The sequence below is a fragment of the Ralstonia pickettii genome, assembly GCF_030582395.1.
Taxonomy (GTDB): Bacteria; Pseudomonadota; Gammaproteobacteria; order Burkholderiales; family Burkholderiaceae; genus Ralstonia; species Ralstonia pickettii_D.
The window spans coordinates 1,303,804-1,320,981 of the sequence record NZ_CP104382.1 but is presented as its reverse complement, the minus strand read 5'-3'; the positions used below and the strand labels follow the sequence as shown (position 1 = coordinate 1,320,981).

The 17,178-nt window shown below is 65.4% G+C and carries 15 protein-coding genes; 2 read left to right on the top strand and 13 right to left on the bottom strand.

The window, feature by feature from the left end; translation table 11 throughout:
- Nucleotides 1-26 precede the first annotated feature (26 nt).
- The 8 genes from amaB to N5B55_RS22640 all read right to left on the bottom strand — a co-directional run bounded on the left by amaB (nucleotide 27) and on the right by N5B55_RS22640 (nucleotide 8,337).
- Nucleotides 27-1,559, bottom strand: coding sequence for an L-piperidine-6-carboxylate dehydrogenase (gene amaB, locus N5B55_RS22675; protein WP_304540147.1), 1,533 nt, complete (start codon nucleotides 1,557-1,559; stop codon nucleotides 27-29).
- Nucleotides 1,560-1,626: 67 nt separating this feature from the next.
- Nucleotides 1,627-2,691 carry an ABC transporter substrate-binding protein gene (locus tag N5B55_RS22670; RefSeq protein ID WP_304540146.1) on the bottom strand — a complete coding sequence of 355 codons (1,065 nt, stop codon included), beginning with the start codon at nucleotides 2,689-2,691 and terminating at the stop codon, nucleotides 1,627-1,629.
- Between the two features lie 26 nt (nucleotides 2,692-2,717).
- Nucleotides 2,718-3,851, bottom strand: a complete 1,134-nt coding sequence (locus tag N5B55_RS22665; protein ID WP_304540145.1) for an NAD(P)/FAD-dependent oxidoreductase — start codon at nucleotides 3,849-3,851, stop codon at nucleotides 2,718-2,720.
- Nucleotides 3,844-5,274 carry an FAD/NAD(P)-dependent oxidoreductase gene (locus N5B55_RS22660; protein ID WP_304540144.1) on the bottom strand — a complete coding sequence of 477 codons (1,431 nt, stop codon included), beginning with the start codon at nucleotides 5,272-5,274 and terminating at the stop codon, nucleotides 3,844-3,846. The genes N5B55_RS22665 and N5B55_RS22660 overlap by 8 nt, the downstream gene beginning before the upstream one ends.
- Nucleotides 5,274-5,600: a (2Fe-2S)-binding protein gene (locus N5B55_RS22655; RefSeq protein ID WP_304540143.1), complete on the bottom strand. Its 327-nt coding sequence runs from the start codon at nucleotides 5,598-5,600 to the stop codon at nucleotides 5,274-5,276. The genes N5B55_RS22660 and N5B55_RS22655 overlap by 1 nt, the downstream gene beginning before the upstream one ends.
- A 13-nt stretch (nucleotides 5,601-5,613) precedes the next feature.
- Complete coding sequence (locus N5B55_RS22650; protein ID WP_092971010.1) at nucleotides 5,614-6,408, bottom strand: ABC transporter permease; 795 nt, start codon at nucleotides 6,406-6,408, stop codon at nucleotides 5,614-5,616.
- A gap of 10 nt (nucleotides 6,409-6,418) precedes the next feature.
- A complete protein-coding gene (locus N5B55_RS22645) occupies nucleotides 6,419-7,276 on the bottom strand; it encodes an ABC transporter permease (RefSeq protein WP_304540142.1) in 858 nt (285 codons plus the stop codon).
- Complete coding sequence (locus tag N5B55_RS22640) at nucleotides 7,273-8,337, bottom strand: ABC transporter ATP-binding protein (protein WP_304540141.1); 1,065 nt, start codon at nucleotides 8,335-8,337, stop codon at nucleotides 7,273-7,275. The genes N5B55_RS22645 and N5B55_RS22640 overlap by 4 nt, the downstream gene beginning before the upstream one ends.
- Nucleotides 8,338-8,524: 187 nt before the next feature.
- Here N5B55_RS22640 and N5B55_RS22635 point away from each other — a divergent pair, with 187 nt between their 5' ends.
- A complete protein-coding gene (locus N5B55_RS22635; protein WP_304540140.1) occupies nucleotides 8,525-9,367 on the top strand; it encodes an IclR family transcriptional regulator in 843 nt (280 codons plus the stop codon).
- Here the strand turns inward: N5B55_RS22635 and N5B55_RS22630 are convergent.
- Genes N5B55_RS22630 through hglS form a run of 3 tightly spaced genes read right to left on the bottom strand, consistent with a single transcriptional unit; the run spans nucleotide 9,352 to nucleotide 13,485 of the window.
- Nucleotides 9,352-10,791 (bottom strand): FAD-binding oxidoreductase, encoded by a 1,440-nt coding sequence (locus N5B55_RS22630; RefSeq protein ID WP_304540139.1) that lies wholly within the window; start codon nucleotides 10,789-10,791, stop codon nucleotides 9,352-9,354. The genes N5B55_RS22635 and N5B55_RS22630 overlap by 16 nt on opposite strands.
- 37 nt (nucleotides 10,792-10,828) lie before the next feature.
- A complete protein-coding gene (locus N5B55_RS22625; RefSeq protein WP_304540138.1) occupies nucleotides 10,829-12,079 on the bottom strand; it encodes an aminotransferase-like domain-containing protein in 1,251 nt (416 codons plus the stop codon).
- Nucleotides 12,076-13,485: a 2-oxoadipate dioxygenase/decarboxylase HglS gene (hglS, locus tag N5B55_RS22620; protein ID WP_304540137.1), complete on the bottom strand. Its 1,410-nt coding sequence runs from the start codon at nucleotides 13,483-13,485 to the stop codon at nucleotides 12,076-12,078. The genes N5B55_RS22625 and hglS overlap by 4 nt, the downstream gene beginning before the upstream one ends.
- Nucleotides 13,486-13,620: 135 nt before the next feature.
- Here hglS and N5B55_RS22615 point away from each other — a divergent pair, with 135 nt between their 5' ends.
- Nucleotides 13,621-14,529, top strand: coding sequence for a LysR family transcriptional regulator (locus N5B55_RS22615; RefSeq protein ID WP_304540136.1), 909 nt, complete (start codon nucleotides 13,621-13,623; stop codon nucleotides 14,527-14,529).
- 53 nt (nucleotides 14,530-14,582) lie between these two features.
- Here N5B55_RS22615 and N5B55_RS22610 read toward each other — a convergent pair whose 3' ends face one another.
- Entirely contained in the window at nucleotides 14,583-15,512 is a 930-nt protein-coding gene (locus N5B55_RS22610; RefSeq protein ID WP_369812459.1) for an MBL fold metallo-hydrolase, read from the bottom strand.
- Between the two features lie 149 nt (nucleotides 15,513-15,661).
- Nucleotides 15,662-17,137: an MFS transporter gene (locus N5B55_RS22605; protein WP_304540135.1), complete on the bottom strand. Its 1,476-nt coding sequence runs from the start codon at nucleotides 17,135-17,137 to the stop codon at nucleotides 15,662-15,664.
- Nucleotides 17,138-17,178 lie beyond the last annotated feature (41 nt).

Genomic DNA, 17,178 nt, shown 5'->3' with positions numbered 1-17,178 from the left:
CTGATGATCACGTCGATCGAGCGCGATCAAACGTCGAACCGAACGCCCTGCGCCAGCGGCAGCGCGCCGCTGTAGTTGACGGTATTCGTGGCGCGGCGCATGTAGCCCTTCCATGCGTCCGAGCCGGATTCCCGGCCGCCGCCGGTTTCCTTCTCGCCGCCGAATGCGCCGCCAATCTCGGCGCCCGAGGTGCCGATGTTGACGTTGGCGATACCGCAGTCGCTGCCCGCCGACGACATGAAGCGCTCGGCATCGCTCAGGTTTGCCGTGAAGATCGCAGACGACAGGCCCTGCGGCACGCCGTTCTGGATCGCGATGGCCTGCTCGGTGTCGCCGTCGTACGTCACGACATAGAGGATCGGCGCGAAGGTCTCGGTTTCCATCACCTTGGTCGGCTTCGCCATCTTGACCAGCGCAGGACGGACGTACCAGGCGTCGGCGCCGAGGTCTTCGCGTACGCGCTCGCCGCCCAGCACTTCGCCACCTTCGGCGCGGGCCTGCGCGAGCGCCTGCTGCATGCCGTCGAAGGCGGCCTGGTCGATCAACGGGCCGACCAGCGTGCCGTCAGCCAGCGGGTCGCCAATGGCGATGCTCTGGTAGATCTTTTCCAGGCGAGCCAGCAGCGTATCGGCCACCGAGCGGTGCACGATCAAACGTCGCAGCGAGGTGCAGCGTTGGCCTGCAGTGCCGACGGCGGCAAACGTAATGGCGCGCGCCGCCAGTTCCAGATCCGCCGACGGCGTGACGATCATCGCGTTGTTGCCGCCCAGTTCCAGGATCGAGCGGCCGAAGCGCTCTGCCACCTTCACGCCCACTTGGCGGCCCATGCGCGTCGAGCCCGTGGCGCTGACCACGGGCACCAGGTGGCTGGCCACCAGCGCTTCGCCCACGTCGCGCCCGCCAATCAGCAGTTGGCTCAGTCCGGCAGGAATGGCGCCCGGCTTCTCTGCATTGAACGCGTCGACTACCTGCTGCATCAGGTGCTGACAAGCGATGGCGGTGAGCGGCGTTTTCTCCGACGGCTTCCACACGATGGCGTTGCCGCACACCAGGGCGAGCGCGGCGTTCCACGACCACACCGCCACCGGGAAGTTGAACGCCGAAATGATGCCCACCACGCCCATCGGATGCCACGTCTCCATCATCCGGTGCCCGGGGCGCTCGCTGGCGATGGTCAGGCCATGCAGTTGCCGCGACAGGCCGACAGCAAAGTCGCAGATGTCGATCATCTCCTGCACTTCGCCCAGGCCTTCGGAGGTGATCTTGCCGGCTTCCAGCGAGACCAGTTCGCCCAGCGCCGCCTTGTGCGTGCGCAGGACTTCGCCCAAGCGGCGCACGAGTTCGCCGCGCACGGGTGCCGGCACGATGCGCCATGCCAGATACGCCAGATGCGCGCTCTGGATGGCCGCCTCGGCCTCGGTGGCGGTGTGTGATTTCACGGTCGCCAATACCGTGCCATCGCGCGGGGCGCGGCTCGTCCAGTCCGTGCCTTCATAGGCCTTCAGGTCCAGGCCGAGGGACTTCAGTACGGTCTGCAATCGTGTTCGGGAATCTGACATGGCGTGAATCCTTGCTCTTCTCTCGTGTTCAATCGAAAAACTGTTGCGATGCGGTGGTGCGTAAGGCTCAACGCTCGACGATGCGGTTCCAGCGCTTGCTCCACTCGGGGCGCTCGGCGTTGATCACGTCCCAGTCCAGCGCAACGGCCGTCTTCAGGATGGTGTTCATCTTGTTCTGCTCTTCTGCCGCCTTGCCCTTGAGCGGGGCCTTGGGGTTGACTGGATTGTAGGAGCCGTTTTCCATGGCGAGCGCCTGGGCTTCGGGGCTGATCAGGTAGTCCGCCAGCTTCTGCGCCAGATCGGCATCCGGATTGTTGGCCAGCACGCACTGCGCTGTGAGCAGAACGACGGCGCCTTCCTTGGGCGCGACGAATTCCATCGGGATGCCCTTGGATTTCATCAGTTCCACCTGCGTGAGCGTGTACGGGAACAGCGCCGCATCGCCGGCCTGCATCATCTCCACCACCTTCGACGAGTTGGGGATGTACTCGACCACGTTCGGGCCGATGGTGGTCGGCCATGCCTTGAAGGCCGGGTCGACGTTCTTTTCCGTGCCGCCCTTCATGCGATTGAACATCAGGAAAGCATCCAGCCCGAACGACGAAGCCGGCATGGATTGCACGACCACCTTGCCCTTGTATTTCGGGTCAGCCAGATCGCCCCACGAAGTGGGCGGCGTCCAGCCTTTGTCGGCAAAGATCTTGGTGCTGTAGGCGAGGCCCGTCAGGCCCATCGACAAGCCGACGGCGTAGTCACCCTTGAGGTGCGCAATGGCGGGCACAGCCGACAGGTTGGCCGATGGCTTGAGCTTTTCGCACAGCCCCATGCCGATCGCGCGGAACATGACACCGTCGTCCAGCGTCATCACGTGCATCTGTGCCGTGCCTTTGGTGGCTTGCGCCTTGGCGAGGATGTCGGTCGAGGTGCCGGGCACGACGACGACCTTGACGTTGTTGGCCTTCTCGAACGGCGGGAACACGAACTGCGTGTAGGTGCGTTCCATGTTGCCGCCGTTCATGCCGATGTACAGCGTCTTGGTTTCCGCGTGGGCGGCACCGGCGGCGAGCAGCGCGGTTCCGGCAGCCGCAGCAATGATGGACGTGAACGATGTTTTCGCGTGTTTCACAAGCATGGTGGTCTCCTGGGGCATCAAGTGCATCAAGCTGCGGGTGGCAGAAAGCGTTGGATGGAAAAGGGCTCGATCGGCGTGGAAGTGCGGCCCTCGGCAATCAGTTCGGCCATGACATCGCCCACGCCGGGGCCGAGCTGGAAGCCGGCACCGGCAAAGCCGAACGCGTGGAACAGGCCGGGGCGGCGGGCACTGGGGCCAATCACGGGCTCGTCGTCAGGCAGGTTGCCTTCGGTGCCGCTCCAGGTGCGGATGATGTGGGCGCCCGTGAGTTGCGGCAGCAGGGCTGCCAATTGCGGCAACTGGCGCAGGATCGCCACGTGCGACGAGCGTGCGCGCTGGTCATCCAGCACGTAGCCGCGCCCGCCGCCGAACACCACATTGCCGCGCCGAACCTGGCGGCAGTAGATGCCGCCGCCTTCCACGCCCAGGCTCCAGGGCAGGAAGAACGGCAGCGGCTCGGTCACGCCCATGGTGGGCGGGATGGTGAACATCGGTACGGGCTCACCCCATTGCGCGGCAAACTGGGCGGCCCACGCTCCGGCGCAGTTGACGAGCGCAGAGGCTTTGACCTCCAGATCGCGGTCATGTTGACGAGCATGGATGACGAAGCGCGTGCCATCGTGCTCGACCGATTGCACCGGCGCGTGCTCTCGCACATCGGCGCCGGCAGCCTGCGCGACGCGGGCGAATGCAGGCGACAGCAGGCGCGGATTGGCTTGTCCGTCTTCCGGGCACAGCGAGCCGCCGACGATCTGTTCGCCGCCCATCGGAAACACTTTCTGCAGCGCGGCCCGGCCCTCGATGAGCTGCAAGCCGAGGCCGTAGCCCTCGCTGCGTGCTGCGTAGCTCGCCAGCGATTCCATGTCGGCCACGCTGCGGGCGATCTTGAAGTGCCCGCTGCGCTCGTACTCGGCTTCGGTGCCGATCAGCTCGGTCAGGCGTCCCCAGATCTGGTGCGAACGTTGGGCCAACGGCAATTGCTCGATGGAGCGCCCCTGGCGCCGCACACCGCCAAAATTGACGCCGCTGGAGCGCGAGCCGCACAGGTCGCGTTCGAGCAAGGTGACGGCCAGCCCGCGCCGCCGCAGGAACAGCGCCGTGGCGCTGCCCATGATGCCGCCGCCGATGATGGCCACGTCGCATGCAAGCTGCTCACGCATGGTGGCTCTCCGGTTCGATCAGCTCGGTCACATCCAATGGCAGCGGCTTGATCGGTGCCTGACCGCGCAGTCGCCCCACCTGTGCCAGCGGCACGGACTGCGCGTGCGCCAGGATTTCGGCTGCCGACGCGCCGCACATCCGGCCCTGGCAGCGGCCCATGCCGACCCTGCACAGCGCCTTCAGGCGGTTCAGTTCATGCACGCCGCATTCGGCGGCTGTCTGGCGCAGGGTGCCGGCGGTGACGTTTTCGCAGCGGCACACCACCAGGTCGTCGCTGGCGTGCGCGGCCCAGTCATCGGGAAAGGGGAAGGCAACTTCCAGCGCGTGGCGGAACCGCTCGATCTTCTGCAGGCGCTGGCGCAGCGCGTCCAAGCGATCCGCATCGACGGTGATTTGCCGATCCTGCAACAGGGCGAGCGCGGCCAGTTCGCCGGAGTACTCGGCTGCGTCGGCACCCATGATGCCCCCGCCATCGCCTGCCAGATAGACGCCCGCGACGGAGCTGCGCCGCATGGCGTCGATGCGCGGCACATGGCAGCGGTGCAGCGCAGAAAACTCGAATGCGCAGCCCAGCAGATCGGCGAGTTGTGTTTCGGGCCGCAGCGCGTAGCCCATGCCCACCGCGGAGCATGCGGTGTGCTGCTCGCGACCGGCGCTGTCGTTCCACACGAGCTGCTCGACCGCCGCATCGCCTTCGGCGCGCAGCAGTCGCACGCCGTGATGCATGGGGATGCCGTGCAGCTTGAGCCAGCCCACCAGCGCCATCCCCTTGGCCATGACGGCAGGCTGGCCCAACATGGCCGGCGCTGCCTTGTAGCGCGCGGAAGCCGGCGCCGTATCGAGCACCGCCACGACATTCGCGCCGGCCTTGGCGTATTGGCAGGCCACCAGATACAGCAGCGGGCCGGTGCCGGCAAACACCACGGCATCGCCAATCGCACAGCCCTGGTATTTGAGCGCGACTTGCGCACCGCCCAGCGTATAGACGCCGGGCAGCGTCCAACCCGGGATTGGCAGCACGCGGTCGGTGGCGCCGGTAGCGACGATCACATCGCGCCAGGGCAGGCTGCTCACTGCGCGCGTTGGCACATGCAGCAGGTCGAGCAGATCCGGCTGGGCATTCCAGACCAGGGTCTGCGGGTGGTAGTCGATCTGCGGCTGGAGGCGGTCGAAGGTGGCGTGTATGTCTTGCGCACGTTCGGCTTCGGTGCCATACAAATCTGCGGCACTCCTGGCGAAGCCATCCGGCTGGCGGCGATAGATCTGGCCGCCCGAGCGCGGCGCTTCATCCAGCACGATGGGTTTGAGGCCGTGCGCCAACAGCGTCTGCGCCGCACGCACACCTGCCGGCCCGGCACCGATGATGACGGGCGGCAGATCCGCTTGCGACTGCCGCTGCAGCGTGGGGGCGGGTTGCGTCATCACGCGGCTCCCTCGTTACCGGCCGGTTGCGTGCAGATGTGCATGCCTGGTTCGATCATGGTCTGGCAGGCGCGCAGCGATTTGCCGTCGGCCAGGCGCACCCAGCAGTCCTGGCATGCGCCCATCAGGCAGAAACCCGCGCGCGGCTGCTGGCTGAATTCATTGATGCGCAACTGGCGTATGTGCGTGAGCACGGCCGTGAGGACGGTGTCCCCGGCAAGGGCTTCAGCGGGCTGGCCGTCCAGCACGAAGGCCACTGTGGGGCGATTGCGCTCTTTGAGGCGCTGGAGCTGCGCGCGGGCAGAGCGGTTTGCAGGAGCATTCATCGTGATCTGTATCTCAATGCTTGCCGATCAGAATCCGGTCCAGGCCGTAGACCTTGTCCAGCAGCAGCATCAGCGCGAGCGTGAGGAAGACGATCAGCGCCGAGACGGCGGCCATCATCGGGTCGAGCGATTCCGTGGCGTACATGTACATGCGCACCGGCAGCGTGACGGTGGCGGGCGACACCACGAAGATCGACATCGTCAGTTCATCAAAGCTGTTGATGAAGGCCAGCAGCCAGCCGCCCGTGATGCCCGGCAGGATCATCGGCAGCGTCATGCGGCGGAACACCGTGAAGCTGCTTGCGCCCAGCGAATAGGCGGCGTGCTCGACCGAGTGGTCAAAGCCCACCAGCGCCGCCATCACCAGCCGCATCGTGTACGGCGTGACGATCAGTGCGTGCGCGAAGATCAGCCAGCCGAAGCTGCCTTGCCCGCCCACCAGCGAGAACATGCGCAACAGCGCCACGCCCAGCACGAGGTGCGGAATGATCAGCGGCGACAGGAACACGCCTTGCAGATACTGCAGCCCCGGCGCGCGGTAGCGCACGATGGCCATGGCTGCCGGCACCGCGAGTGCGGTCGACAGCGTGGCCGCCGCCAGGCCCAGCCAGAGGCTGTTCCAGAACGACTGCACGAAGTCGGGGTGATGCAGCACCTGGTCGAACCAGCGCAGCGAGAAATGACTGGTGGGCAGCGTGAGCGTTTCTTCGGGCGTGAAGGCGACGATGCACACGATCACCAGCGGTGCCAGCATGAAGGTGATGACGAGCGCGTTGAAGATGAGCGCGAGCGGTCCGTTCTTTTGCATGTGCGCTCCTTCAGCCCAACGTCTTCTTGTAGCGGCCTTCGATCATGCGGTTCCAACCCAGCATGATGACGAGGTTGGCCGCCAGCAGGATCAGCGCGATGGCTGCGCCCAGCGGCCAGTTCAGTTCGTTCAGGTATTCGTCGTAGATGAGCGTGGCGACCATCTTCACGCGGCGCCCGCCAAGGAGCCCCGGAATGGCGAAAGAGCTGGCCGCCAGGCCGAACACGATCAGGCTGCCCGACAGAATGCCCGGCATGACCTGCGGCAGCACCACGCGGCGCAACGTCGTGAAGTGCGATGCGGACAACGACAGCGCGGCGTTTTCCACCCACGGGTCGAGCTTTTGCAGTGACGTCCACACCGGAATCACCATGAACGGCAGCATTACGTGCACCAGTGCAATCACCACGGCTGTCTCGTTGTACAGCAGCTTGACCTGGCCGATGCCAACGGCCTTGAACGCCGCGTTGATCAAGCCTTCGGGGCCGAGCAGCATGCTCCAGCCGAATGCGCGCACCACGACCGAGATCAGCAGCGGCGCGAGGATGATGAGCAGAAAGATCGAACGCCAGGGTTTGCGCATCCGGCTCAGGATGTAGGCCTCGGGCGCGCCGACCAGAATGCAGATCAGCGTCACGAGCGCCGAGACGCGCAGCGTGCGCCAGAAGATTTCGTAGTAGTACGGGTCTTGCACCACGTGCAGGTAGTGCGCGAACGTGAAGGTGCCCGCAATGGGGCCTTTGTCGGCGTCGAACGCGTTGAACGACAAAATCACGCTCAGCGCGAGCGGCACGAACAACATCACACTGAAGAGCGCCAGCGCCGGGCCGGTCATGCTCCACGGCACCCAGATCGGTCTGCGGCTCATGCTGCGTTACCCTCGGTGCCGATCACGCGCACATAGCGGTCTTGCCAATCCACGCCCACGGTCTGGCCCACTTCGCGCGGGGCGTCGCCATCGTTCACGGCGGATACCAGCATCGCGCCAAGCGGCGTGTCGACGGTGTACATCCACTGGTTGCCGAGGAAGAAGCGCTCGGTCACGCGGCCTTCGCAGCGGCCCGTGCCGTCGGCGGTGCACGTCATCTTTTCGGGACGCAGCGCCAGCACGACCTTGCTGCTCACGGGTGTGCCCGGCGGCAGAGTCAGGTGCACGGAACCGACCGATGCGCGAAGTTCGCCATTGGCGCCCGACTCCACCGCTGCATGCAGCAGATTGGCCTTGCCGACAAAGGTGGAGATGAATGCATTGCTCGGATGCTCATACACCGCCAGCGGCGTATCCACCTGCGTGATGCGGCCTGCTTCCATGACGACCACGCGGTCGCTGATCGACATGGCTTCGGCCTGGTCGTGGGTGACCATGATGGTGGTCGTGCCGACCTTGCGCTGGATTTCACGCAGTTCGAACTGCATCTCTTCGCGCAGCTTGGCGTCCAGGTTCGACAGGGGCTCGTCCAGCAGCAGCACCGGCGGCTTGATGACCAGCGCCCGCGCGAGGGCCACGCGCTGCCGCTGGCCGCCCGACAGCTCGCGCGGGTAGCGATCGATATGTTTGTCCAGATGCACGAGCGCCAACGTCTGCAGGGCGCGCTCGCGGCGCTCTGCTGCGGGGCACTTGCGCATCTCCAGCCCGAATTCAACGTTTTCACGCACCGTCATGTGCGGGAACAGCGCGTAAGTCTGGAACACGATCCCCAGGCCGCGCGCGTTGGCTTTCGCACGGGTGATGTCCTTGCCGTCCAGCTCGATCGAGCCCTCGGTCACCTCTGCAAAGCCCGCAATCATCTGCAGCGTCGTCGTCTTGCCGCAGCCCGACGGGCCCAGCAGCGAGACGAATTCGCCCTTGTGCACGTTCAGGTTGAAGTCCTGGACGACCCGGAGGTCGCCGTACTGCTTGGAGACATGGTTCAGGCGCAGAAAACTCATCGGTGATCCTTTGCGACTGGGGGCGTCGCCAGACTCTTCCAATTGAACAATATGGATATGCTATTGCAACAGGTGTGCCAAAACTTCGATTTCGCCTAGGTGTATACGCTGTAGTTGGAATTTTTATCGTATTTATTCCGTCCATCGGAATACAATCGATCAACCAAATTCAGTCCATTCCAGCTTTATGTCCATAGATTCCGACGACGATGCGCATCAGCGCAGCGCCATGCACCGCACCTTCCAGATCCTGCGCACCATGGCGGAGCAGCAGCACCAAGGTGTGCGCGTCACCTACCTGGCCAAGACGCTGGGAATGACTCCCGCCACCACGCACCGCCTGCTGCAGGGGCTGACGCAGGAGGGCATGGTCGAGCAGGATCAGCAGAACAAGCTGTACCGCCTGAGCCTGGATTTCTTCTGTCTGGCGGCCCAGGCGGGCGCGGTGAACGACTTGCGCTCCGTCGCCCGGCCGGCCCTGCTGCGGTTGAATGCCAGCCTGGGCGACACGGTGCTGCTGCTGGTGCGCTCCGGCTTCGATGCGGTGTGCCTGGACCGCGTGGAAGGCCAATACCCGATTCGCACCTTCACGGGCGATGTGGGCGGGCGGATCGAACTCGGTGTGGGCCAGGGCGCGCTGGTGATCCTCGCCCACCTGCCCGACGCCGAGCAGGAGGAAGTGCTGCGCTACAACCTGCCGCGCATCCGGCACTACAGCGTGTACGACGAGGTCTATCTGCGCTCCGAGGTCAGGAAAGCACGCGAGCGCGGCTACAGCGCCAAGACGGACGGGCTGCTCGAAGGCATGGCCGGTATTGCCGTGCCGGTGTTCGATCGCAACGGCAACGTCGTCGCCGCGCTATCCGTGGGTACGCTCGCCAACCGCCTGAGCGCAGATCGCCTGCCCATCGTGTACGACATGCTGCTGCGCGAGGCCAATCGGCTGACCACGCAGATCAATCCGTTCGATCCAACGCTGCGCCGCCCCATGCAATCAATGGCCGTGAGCGATACCTATCGCGCCATCTGACCCGGCGGCCGTTCGAGCACTCGCCCCGGGTTCAGCAGATATTGCGGGTCGAGTGCCTGCTTGATCGTCTGCATCAACTGCAGGGCCACAGGCGCCTTGTAGTGTGGAAGGTGATCGCGCTTGAGCGCGCCGATGCCATGCTCGGCCGAGATCGAACCGCCAAAGCGGTGGACAGACTGGTACACCGCATCGCCAATCGCAGCCTCATGCGCGGCAACGAACGCCGCAGCGTCCACCCCAACCGGCGGCTGTACGTTGTAGTGCAGGTTGCCGTCGCCCAGATGCCCGAAGTTGATGAGCCGCAGCCCGGGCGCGAGCGCCTGCAGTTGCGCATCGGTCTGCGCCACGAACTCGGGGATGCGCGAGATCGGCACCGACACATCGTGCTTGATGTTGGGCCCTTCGGCGGCCTGGGCCAGGGTGATGCTTTCGCGGATGTGCCACAGGTCGTGCGCTTGCCGGATGTTTTCGGCAATGATCGCGTCGGTCACGATGCCGTCTTCCATCGCGGTTTCGAGCAGGTGCTCAAACTGCGCACGGGCATGCGCTTCGGATTCACTGTCGGACGCTTCCAGCAGCACGCACCACATCGTTTCGCGCCACATCGGCACGCGCAGATGCGGATAGTGCGTGTCGACCAGCCTGAGCCCTTCCTGACTCATCACCTCAAAGCCCGTGAGCGCCGCAGACAGATGCCGGTGCGACAACGCCAGCAATGCCGTGGCGGCTTGCAGCGAAGGCACCGCGGCCCACGCCGTCAATTGCGCGGCCGGTTGCGGATACAGCCGTAGCGTGGCCGCCGTGATGATGCCCAGCGTGCCCTCGCTGCCGATGAACAGATTGCGCAGGTCGTAACCGGTGTTGTCCTTGCGCAGGCCGTGCAGGCTCTCCCAGATTTGCCCATCGGCCAGCACGACTTCCAGCCCCAGGCACAGCTCGCGCGCATTGCCATAGCGCAGCACCTGCGTGCCGCCCGCATTGGTCGCCAGGTTGCCGCCGATGGTGCAACTCCCTTCCGCACCCAGGCTCAACGGGAACAGCATCCCGGCCTCGCTTGCCACGTCCTGCAGCGACTGGAGCACGCAACCGGCGTCCACCGTCATCGTCATGTTGGCGGCGTCGATGGCGCGCACGGTCTGCATGCGGCGCAGGCTCAGGATGATTTGCCCGCCGCTGGCATCGGGCACCGAGCCTTCCACCAGGCCCGTATTGCCACCCTGCGGCACGATAGACACACCGGCTTGTGCGCACGCGCGCACGACCGCAGCGGCGTCGGCCGTGCAGCCGGGCCGCACCACGCACAGCGCCTTGCGGCGCACGCGCTGGCGCCAATCGGATTCGTATTCGGCGCAGTCGTCGCCGGTCAGAACGTTGGCGGCCCCCACGATGTCGCGCAAGGCCGGAATCAGGTTGTCGGGCGTCATGGCTACGCGATGAAGATGGTGTCTGTCTGAGGAGGCGTCAACGCATGGCCAGCGCCACGGCGGCCGCCAGCCGCTGCACGGCCTGTTCGATCTGCGGCACCTCGGGCGCGGCAAACGACAGGCGCATGGTGTTGAGCTGCGCGTTGTCCGGGTAGAACGCCTTGCCGGGCACATACAGCACCTGCTGCGATACGGCGGCATCAAAGAGCGCTTGCGGGTCGATTGACGGCGCGAACGTGGCCCAGACAAACATGCCGCCCGCGGGCGCGGCGCACCAGACTCGGCCATCCAGCTGCGTGGCGATGCCTTGCACCAGAGCCTGCATGCGCCGCTGATATTCGACGCGTGTGCGTCGCACCGTGGCCGGATAGCGGCCGCTTTCCAGATAGCGCGCTGCCACCGTCTGCGCCAGCGGAGACGTACACAGATCCACCGTCTGCTTGGCGATGGCGCAGCGGCGCAAGAGGCCGCTGTCGGCCAGCATCCAGCCGATCCGCAACGCAGGTGCGACGGTCTTGGAAAGGCTGGAGAGATACACCACCGGGTTCGTGCCGCCCACGGCCTGCCGATCGCCCACCGCGCGCAGCGTGGGTGGCATGGCGGCGTCGTTGCCCTCCGCCGCATCGAAGCGCAGCTCGCCGTAGGGATCGTCTTCCACCACCCAGAAGCCGTGCGCGCAGGCCAGCTGCACCAGGGCTTCGCGCCGCTGGGCGGCGAGCAGCGTGCCGCGCGGGTTGGAAAAATTCGGTACGGTGTAGAGCAGCTTGGGGCGCTGCGTGGCAGGCAGTTGATTCAGCAGGCCGGCCAGTGCGTCGGTCTGCAGGCCGTGTTCGTCCATCGGTACGGGCACGATGCGGGCCTGCGCCAGGCGCAAGGCTTGCAGCGTGGCAGGGTAGGCCGGCACTTCCACCAGCACCGTATCGCCGGGTTCGATCAACACCCGCACCAACAGGTCGAAGGCTTGCTGCGAGCCTGTGGTCACCATCATCTGCTCGGCGCTGGCCTGGATGCCGCGCGCGTCCATCAGCGCAGCGAGGGCTGTGCGGAGGACCGGCAGCCCTTCAGTCGCGCCGTACTGCAAGGCCTGCGTATCGCCCGTCATGGCTTGGCCGGCGGCGTGCGCGAGGCCTTCAGCGTCGAACAGGCTGGGCGACGGATAACCGCCCGCCAGCGAGATCATCCCCGGCTGGCTGAGGTACGGAAACAGTTCACGGATGGGCGAGCCGGCAGGGTTCGCGAACGGGGCGGCAAAGCCCGGCATGGCGGCTGGCGTGTGCGGGCCGGTCATGCGGCATCCACCACGGGCGTGCCGCGCAGCACGGCGCGCACCTGATCGATGGAGCGCTGCTGCGCTGCCTCGTACAGCGCGATTTCGTCATGCACGCGTGCGCCCAGCGCGGTCTCGAAGGCCTGCTGCGCGGCGTGGGCCTGATACTGCTTCTGCTCCTCACCGCCCAGGTTGGACTGGAAGATGCCCGCCGCGCTCACTGGCAAGAAATCTTCATACGTGATGGGGTCGGCCTGCACCCAGCCCTTGGCGAGGAGTTCATCCAACGACGCATCGGCTGCCGCGGCTGCGTCGGCCTGTGCATGGCCCGACGGCGTAAGCGTGTAGCGATAGAACGCTAGGCCTTGTGCGCGCAGCGCGTCATGGCTGTCGGGAAAGGCGCGGAACGCCTGGGCCAACCGGCTTCCGTAGTTGGGTGCGGCACTGCCGGCATTGCCCATGCTGCGCACCTCCGCCAGCAGTTGGTCATACAGCGCGCGGCCCTTGCGCGTGAGGGCCACGCCGCGCTGCTCGATTTCGCCAAAGCGTGCCGTGTGGGCGCCTGCATCGTCGGTAAAGCGCACCGCTTCCTGCAGCGCCTTGAAGCTGGTCTGGCGCAGCAGGATGGGGCAGTCGCGGCGCGGCGGGCCTTCCACCACATCCTTGGCATCCATGCCGCGTGTGGGCATGGCGGCCTGTGCGGCGTCGATGTCGAGCGTGCGCGGTGTCAGGTGGTTGATGTGGGGGCCGCGGAAGCACACCACGTCGGCCACAAGACGGTGAGCGGCTTGCAGCGCGCGATACGTCCCGGCGTCGACCGTGGCGGTGCTGTGCCAGCGGAAGGTCTCCAGCGCCTCGCGTACGAACGCGTCGGCATCTGCGTCGGCCAAGCCGCCGTCGGCTTCGCATTGGGCAATCAATTCGAGCACGCGCGGGGTAAAGATCTGCCGGCGCGCCAGGATGGCAGCGGCCTTCTCGCGCAGGGCGGCGTCCGCAATCAGCTCAAGCCGCAGCAGCGAGGTGAACACACGAAACGGGTTGGCCAGCAACGCGGCATCGGTCACCGGGCGAAACGCCGTCGAATGCACGGGCACGCCGGCCACCGACAGATCGTAGTAACCCACCGGTTCCATGCCCATGACGGCAAACAGCCGACGCAGCGTGGCCAGCTCGGCGGCCGTGCCGACGCGAATGGCGCCGTGGCGCTCGATATCCAGCCGCTCCAGTTCGCCCGACTGCGCCATCTGCGCGCGCAGCGCGGGCTGAGCGTCCAGCGTGCGCGCGTTGATGTCGGCCACCAGCTCAACCAGGGTGCCGTACTGGGGCACTTCTTCGCGGTACATGGCCGACATGGCGCGCGAAAAGCGTGAGCGGATTTCGTTGGCGTGGATGAAGCTCGACGCGGGAAGTTGATGCGCAGCGCTCATGACTGAGGTGGATTTGGCAGTGGTGAAGCGATGCTAGGTTGGCCAGTGAGCGGCGGTCAAACGATAATCCGGCCTGATGTCATTCCAAATTAGAATGACCGGCCGACTTTCGCATCGCACAATTTCAGCGCTTCCATGTTCCTGTCCCGCCGCTTTCTGCCGCCGATGTCCCTGCTCTGCGCGTTCGAGGCCGCCGCGCGGCACCAGAGCTTCACGGCCGCCGCCGCTGAACTGCACCTGACGCAGAGTGCCGTCAGCCGGCAGATTCGCGCCCTGGAAGATCGCCTCGGCGCTGAGCTGTTCGTGCGCGAGCGCCAGACCGTGCGCCTGAGCGCGGCGGGCCAGGCGTATGCGGAGGAAATCCGCGGCGCGTTGATGCGCATCTCGAGCGCCACGGTCGGGTTCCGTGCCAATCCGCAAGGCGGCAGCTTGAATCTCGCCATCCTGCCGACGTTCGGCACCCGCTGGCTGGCGCCGCGCCTGCCGGCGTTCTTCGACGAGCACCCGGGCATCACCATCAATCTGACGACACGGCTGTCGCAGTTCGACTTTCAGCTGGAGGCGGTGGATGCGGCCATCCATTTCGGTACGCCGCACTGGCCGGGGGCGGAATTGGCTTTTTTGATGAGCGAAACCGTCGTGCCCGCTTGCAGCCCGGCGCTGCTGGCCCGTTACGACTTTGCGCAGCCGCGCGATTTGCTGAATGCGCCGCTATTGCATCTGGCCTCCCGCCCCGACGCCTGGCCGCGCTGGCTGGCAAGCCATCAGGTGGCGGGTGCCGAACCCCAGGGCATGCTGTTCGACCAATTTGCCACGGCCGCGCAAGCTGCGGTTGCCGGCCTGGGCGTGGCCCTGCTGCCGCGTTTTCTGATCACCCACGAGCTGCAGCAAGGTGATTTGGTGCGTGCATTGCTGCATGTGCCCGAGATGGAAAGTGCCGAGCGCTACTACCTCGCCTGGCCCACCAGCCGCGCCGACTATCCGCCGTTGCAGGCGCTGCGGACATGGCTTGTGAAGGCGGCACAGGATTTCATGCCGACGTAGGGCCCCAGGTGAGAGGCGGCGTTTTCCAGGAGGGATAGAAAACGCGTGAGCGCTTATTTGCCCGCCGAGTAATTGACGGGAATCCAGCGGAAGCCATGCTGATCCGCCTGCAAGCGCCCCAGTCCGGGAAAAGGAACGTGTGCGGCCGCAAACAGCATCTTGTCCTTGGCAATGCCGGTGAATTCCTTGATGCGTTCCTGTTCCGCCAACTGGCTGTCGCTATCGAACGCCACCGTCACTGTCGGATCCTCAAACTGAACGGCCGCGACATGAATGATGTCGCCCACCACCATCAAGCGATTTCCCTGGCTCTCGATCATGTAACCCACGTGCCCGGGTGTATGTCCGGTGCTCTGGTACGCACGGATGCCGGGGCTCAGCTCTTGCTCGCCATCAAACGGCTGTACGCGGCCCGCCTTGATGTAAGGCTCCATGATCGTCATGGCGCGACGATAGGTGCCTTTTTGATCGCCGCGATTGCCATCGGGCGCCTTGGCCATGTTCGCCTCGCTCAGCCAGTAATCCAGCTCACGACGATTGACGCGGACGATCGCATTGGGAAAGTGCATCTGTCCATCCGTCGTCAGCCCGCCGATATGGTCTGCGTGCATGTGCGTGATGTAAATTTCGTCGACCTGCGAGGGCGCGTAACCGGAGGCCTTCATGTTGGCTGTCAGACGGCCAAGGCGCGCGCCGAAGATGTTGCCGGCGCCGGTATCGACCAGGATCAGTTTGGTACCGGTATTGACCAGGAACGCGTTGTAGGACGTTTCAAGCGGACTTTGCAGGTAATCACGGGCCAACGCTTCGTTGACCTTCTGCGGTGTGGTGTTCGTCAGAAACTGGTCGACCGGCAATTCCAGTGTGCCGTCATTGAGCGAGGTGATCTCATAACCGCCCAACATGAATCGGTAGAAGCCTGGCGCCGAGGTACGTGCGAAAGGTGCGGCCGCGTGGGCTGCACACTGCAGCAGCAGGGACATTGCCAGGAGGTTACAGAGCGCAAACAGCTTGGTCATTGGATGTCGACATCTCATGGTTGTCTTTTCTGTATCGGTGTCTGTGTCGATGTCAGCACGGGGCTGCAGGAGTGCGACCGGTTTGGCGACACGCCGGCCGTTCTCCATGACCATCACGGGCGCGTTCCACCCGGGGTAGATGCGCGAGCCCCTCGGCCTGAACTAGGCGCGGCGGGTGCTCGTGCGAGCGAGATGCCAAGCGCGGCGCCGACGGCGAGGAACAACGCCATCGAGAGAAGCGCGACGATGAACGCGTGCGCAATGGCGGCCGGATCCTGGCGCGTGCCGAGGACCGTATAGAAAATTCCGCCGATGATCGCTACGCTGAGCGACGTGCTGACCTGCAGCGTCGAACTCGCGATGCCGGCGATCATGCCGGAAAGCGCCGGTGCGACGCGCCCGGTCACCATGCGCATCAGCGTGGGCAGGGCGAGCCCCTGTCCGAAACCGATGACGAACAATGCGACGGCGAGCGGCACGGATGCGAGCAGCATCCCGGTCGGCGTGCCATCGATCAACCATGCGAGGCAGACGAGTCCGACAACCTCCAGGCCAATGCCGAACGGGTTGACGTAGGCGCCGATGAGTCGTGCACAGAACGGCGTCGACAACGGGCCGAGCAGGAAACCCACGCCGAACGGCAAGAACACGAGGCCAGCGCTGAGCGCGTCAACGTGCAATGCATTCTGCAGATACACCGAGAACAGCAGGAAGAACGCGCCGATCGCGTAGAGCAGCAGCGCGATCAGCAAGGCACGTCCGAGGCCCGGGGCGCGCAGCGCGGCCGGATCGAGCAGCGGGGCGCCTCCGCGGCTGCCCAGCCTGCGCTCGTAGCGCCAGAAGAACCTGCCCAGCGCCGGCACCGCGATCAGCGACAACCATGCCCATACTGGCCAGCCGGCTTCGCGTCCCTCGATCAGCGGCACGATCAGCGCGCCCAGCGTCAGCATCGACAGCGCGGTGCCACCGAGGTCGAGCTTGCGCGCATGCTGCGCACGCGTCTCCTTCAACAGGGGAACGCCGAACAGCACGACCAGAATCGCCAGCGGCAGGTTGACCAGGAAGATCGTGCGCCAACCCAGATTCAACAGATTCAGCGAGATCAGAACGCCGCCCAGCGCCTGGCCAACCACGGCGGCGAGGCCGAACACTGCGCCATACAGGCTGAGCGCGCGCGGCTTTTCCGCTTCCGGAAAGATCGCCTGGATCGACGCGAGTGCCTGCGGCGCCATGATTGCGGCTGTCAAGCCTTGCAACGCGCGGCCGGCGATGAGCGTCAACGGCGAGCTCGCCAAGCCGCACAGCATTGAGGCCGTCGCAAATCCGATCAGCCCGAGAAAGAACATGCGGCCTCGACCGAACAGGTCGCCCAATCGCCCGCCGGTGATCAGCGTCACTGCGTACAGGCCGGCATAGGACGAAATCACCAGTTGCTCGGCCGATGACGAAGCTCCGAGGTCCGTGCGGATCGACGGCAGCGCGACGTTGATGATGAAGAAGTCGAGCGGCGGCAGGAACGCGCCGACGAGCAGGATGGAGAACATGGCCCAGCGACGCGGGTCGGGTGAGACGGGATCATTTCGTAGCATGTGGACCATTCCCATACGGAACCAATCAGTTCCAAAGTGAG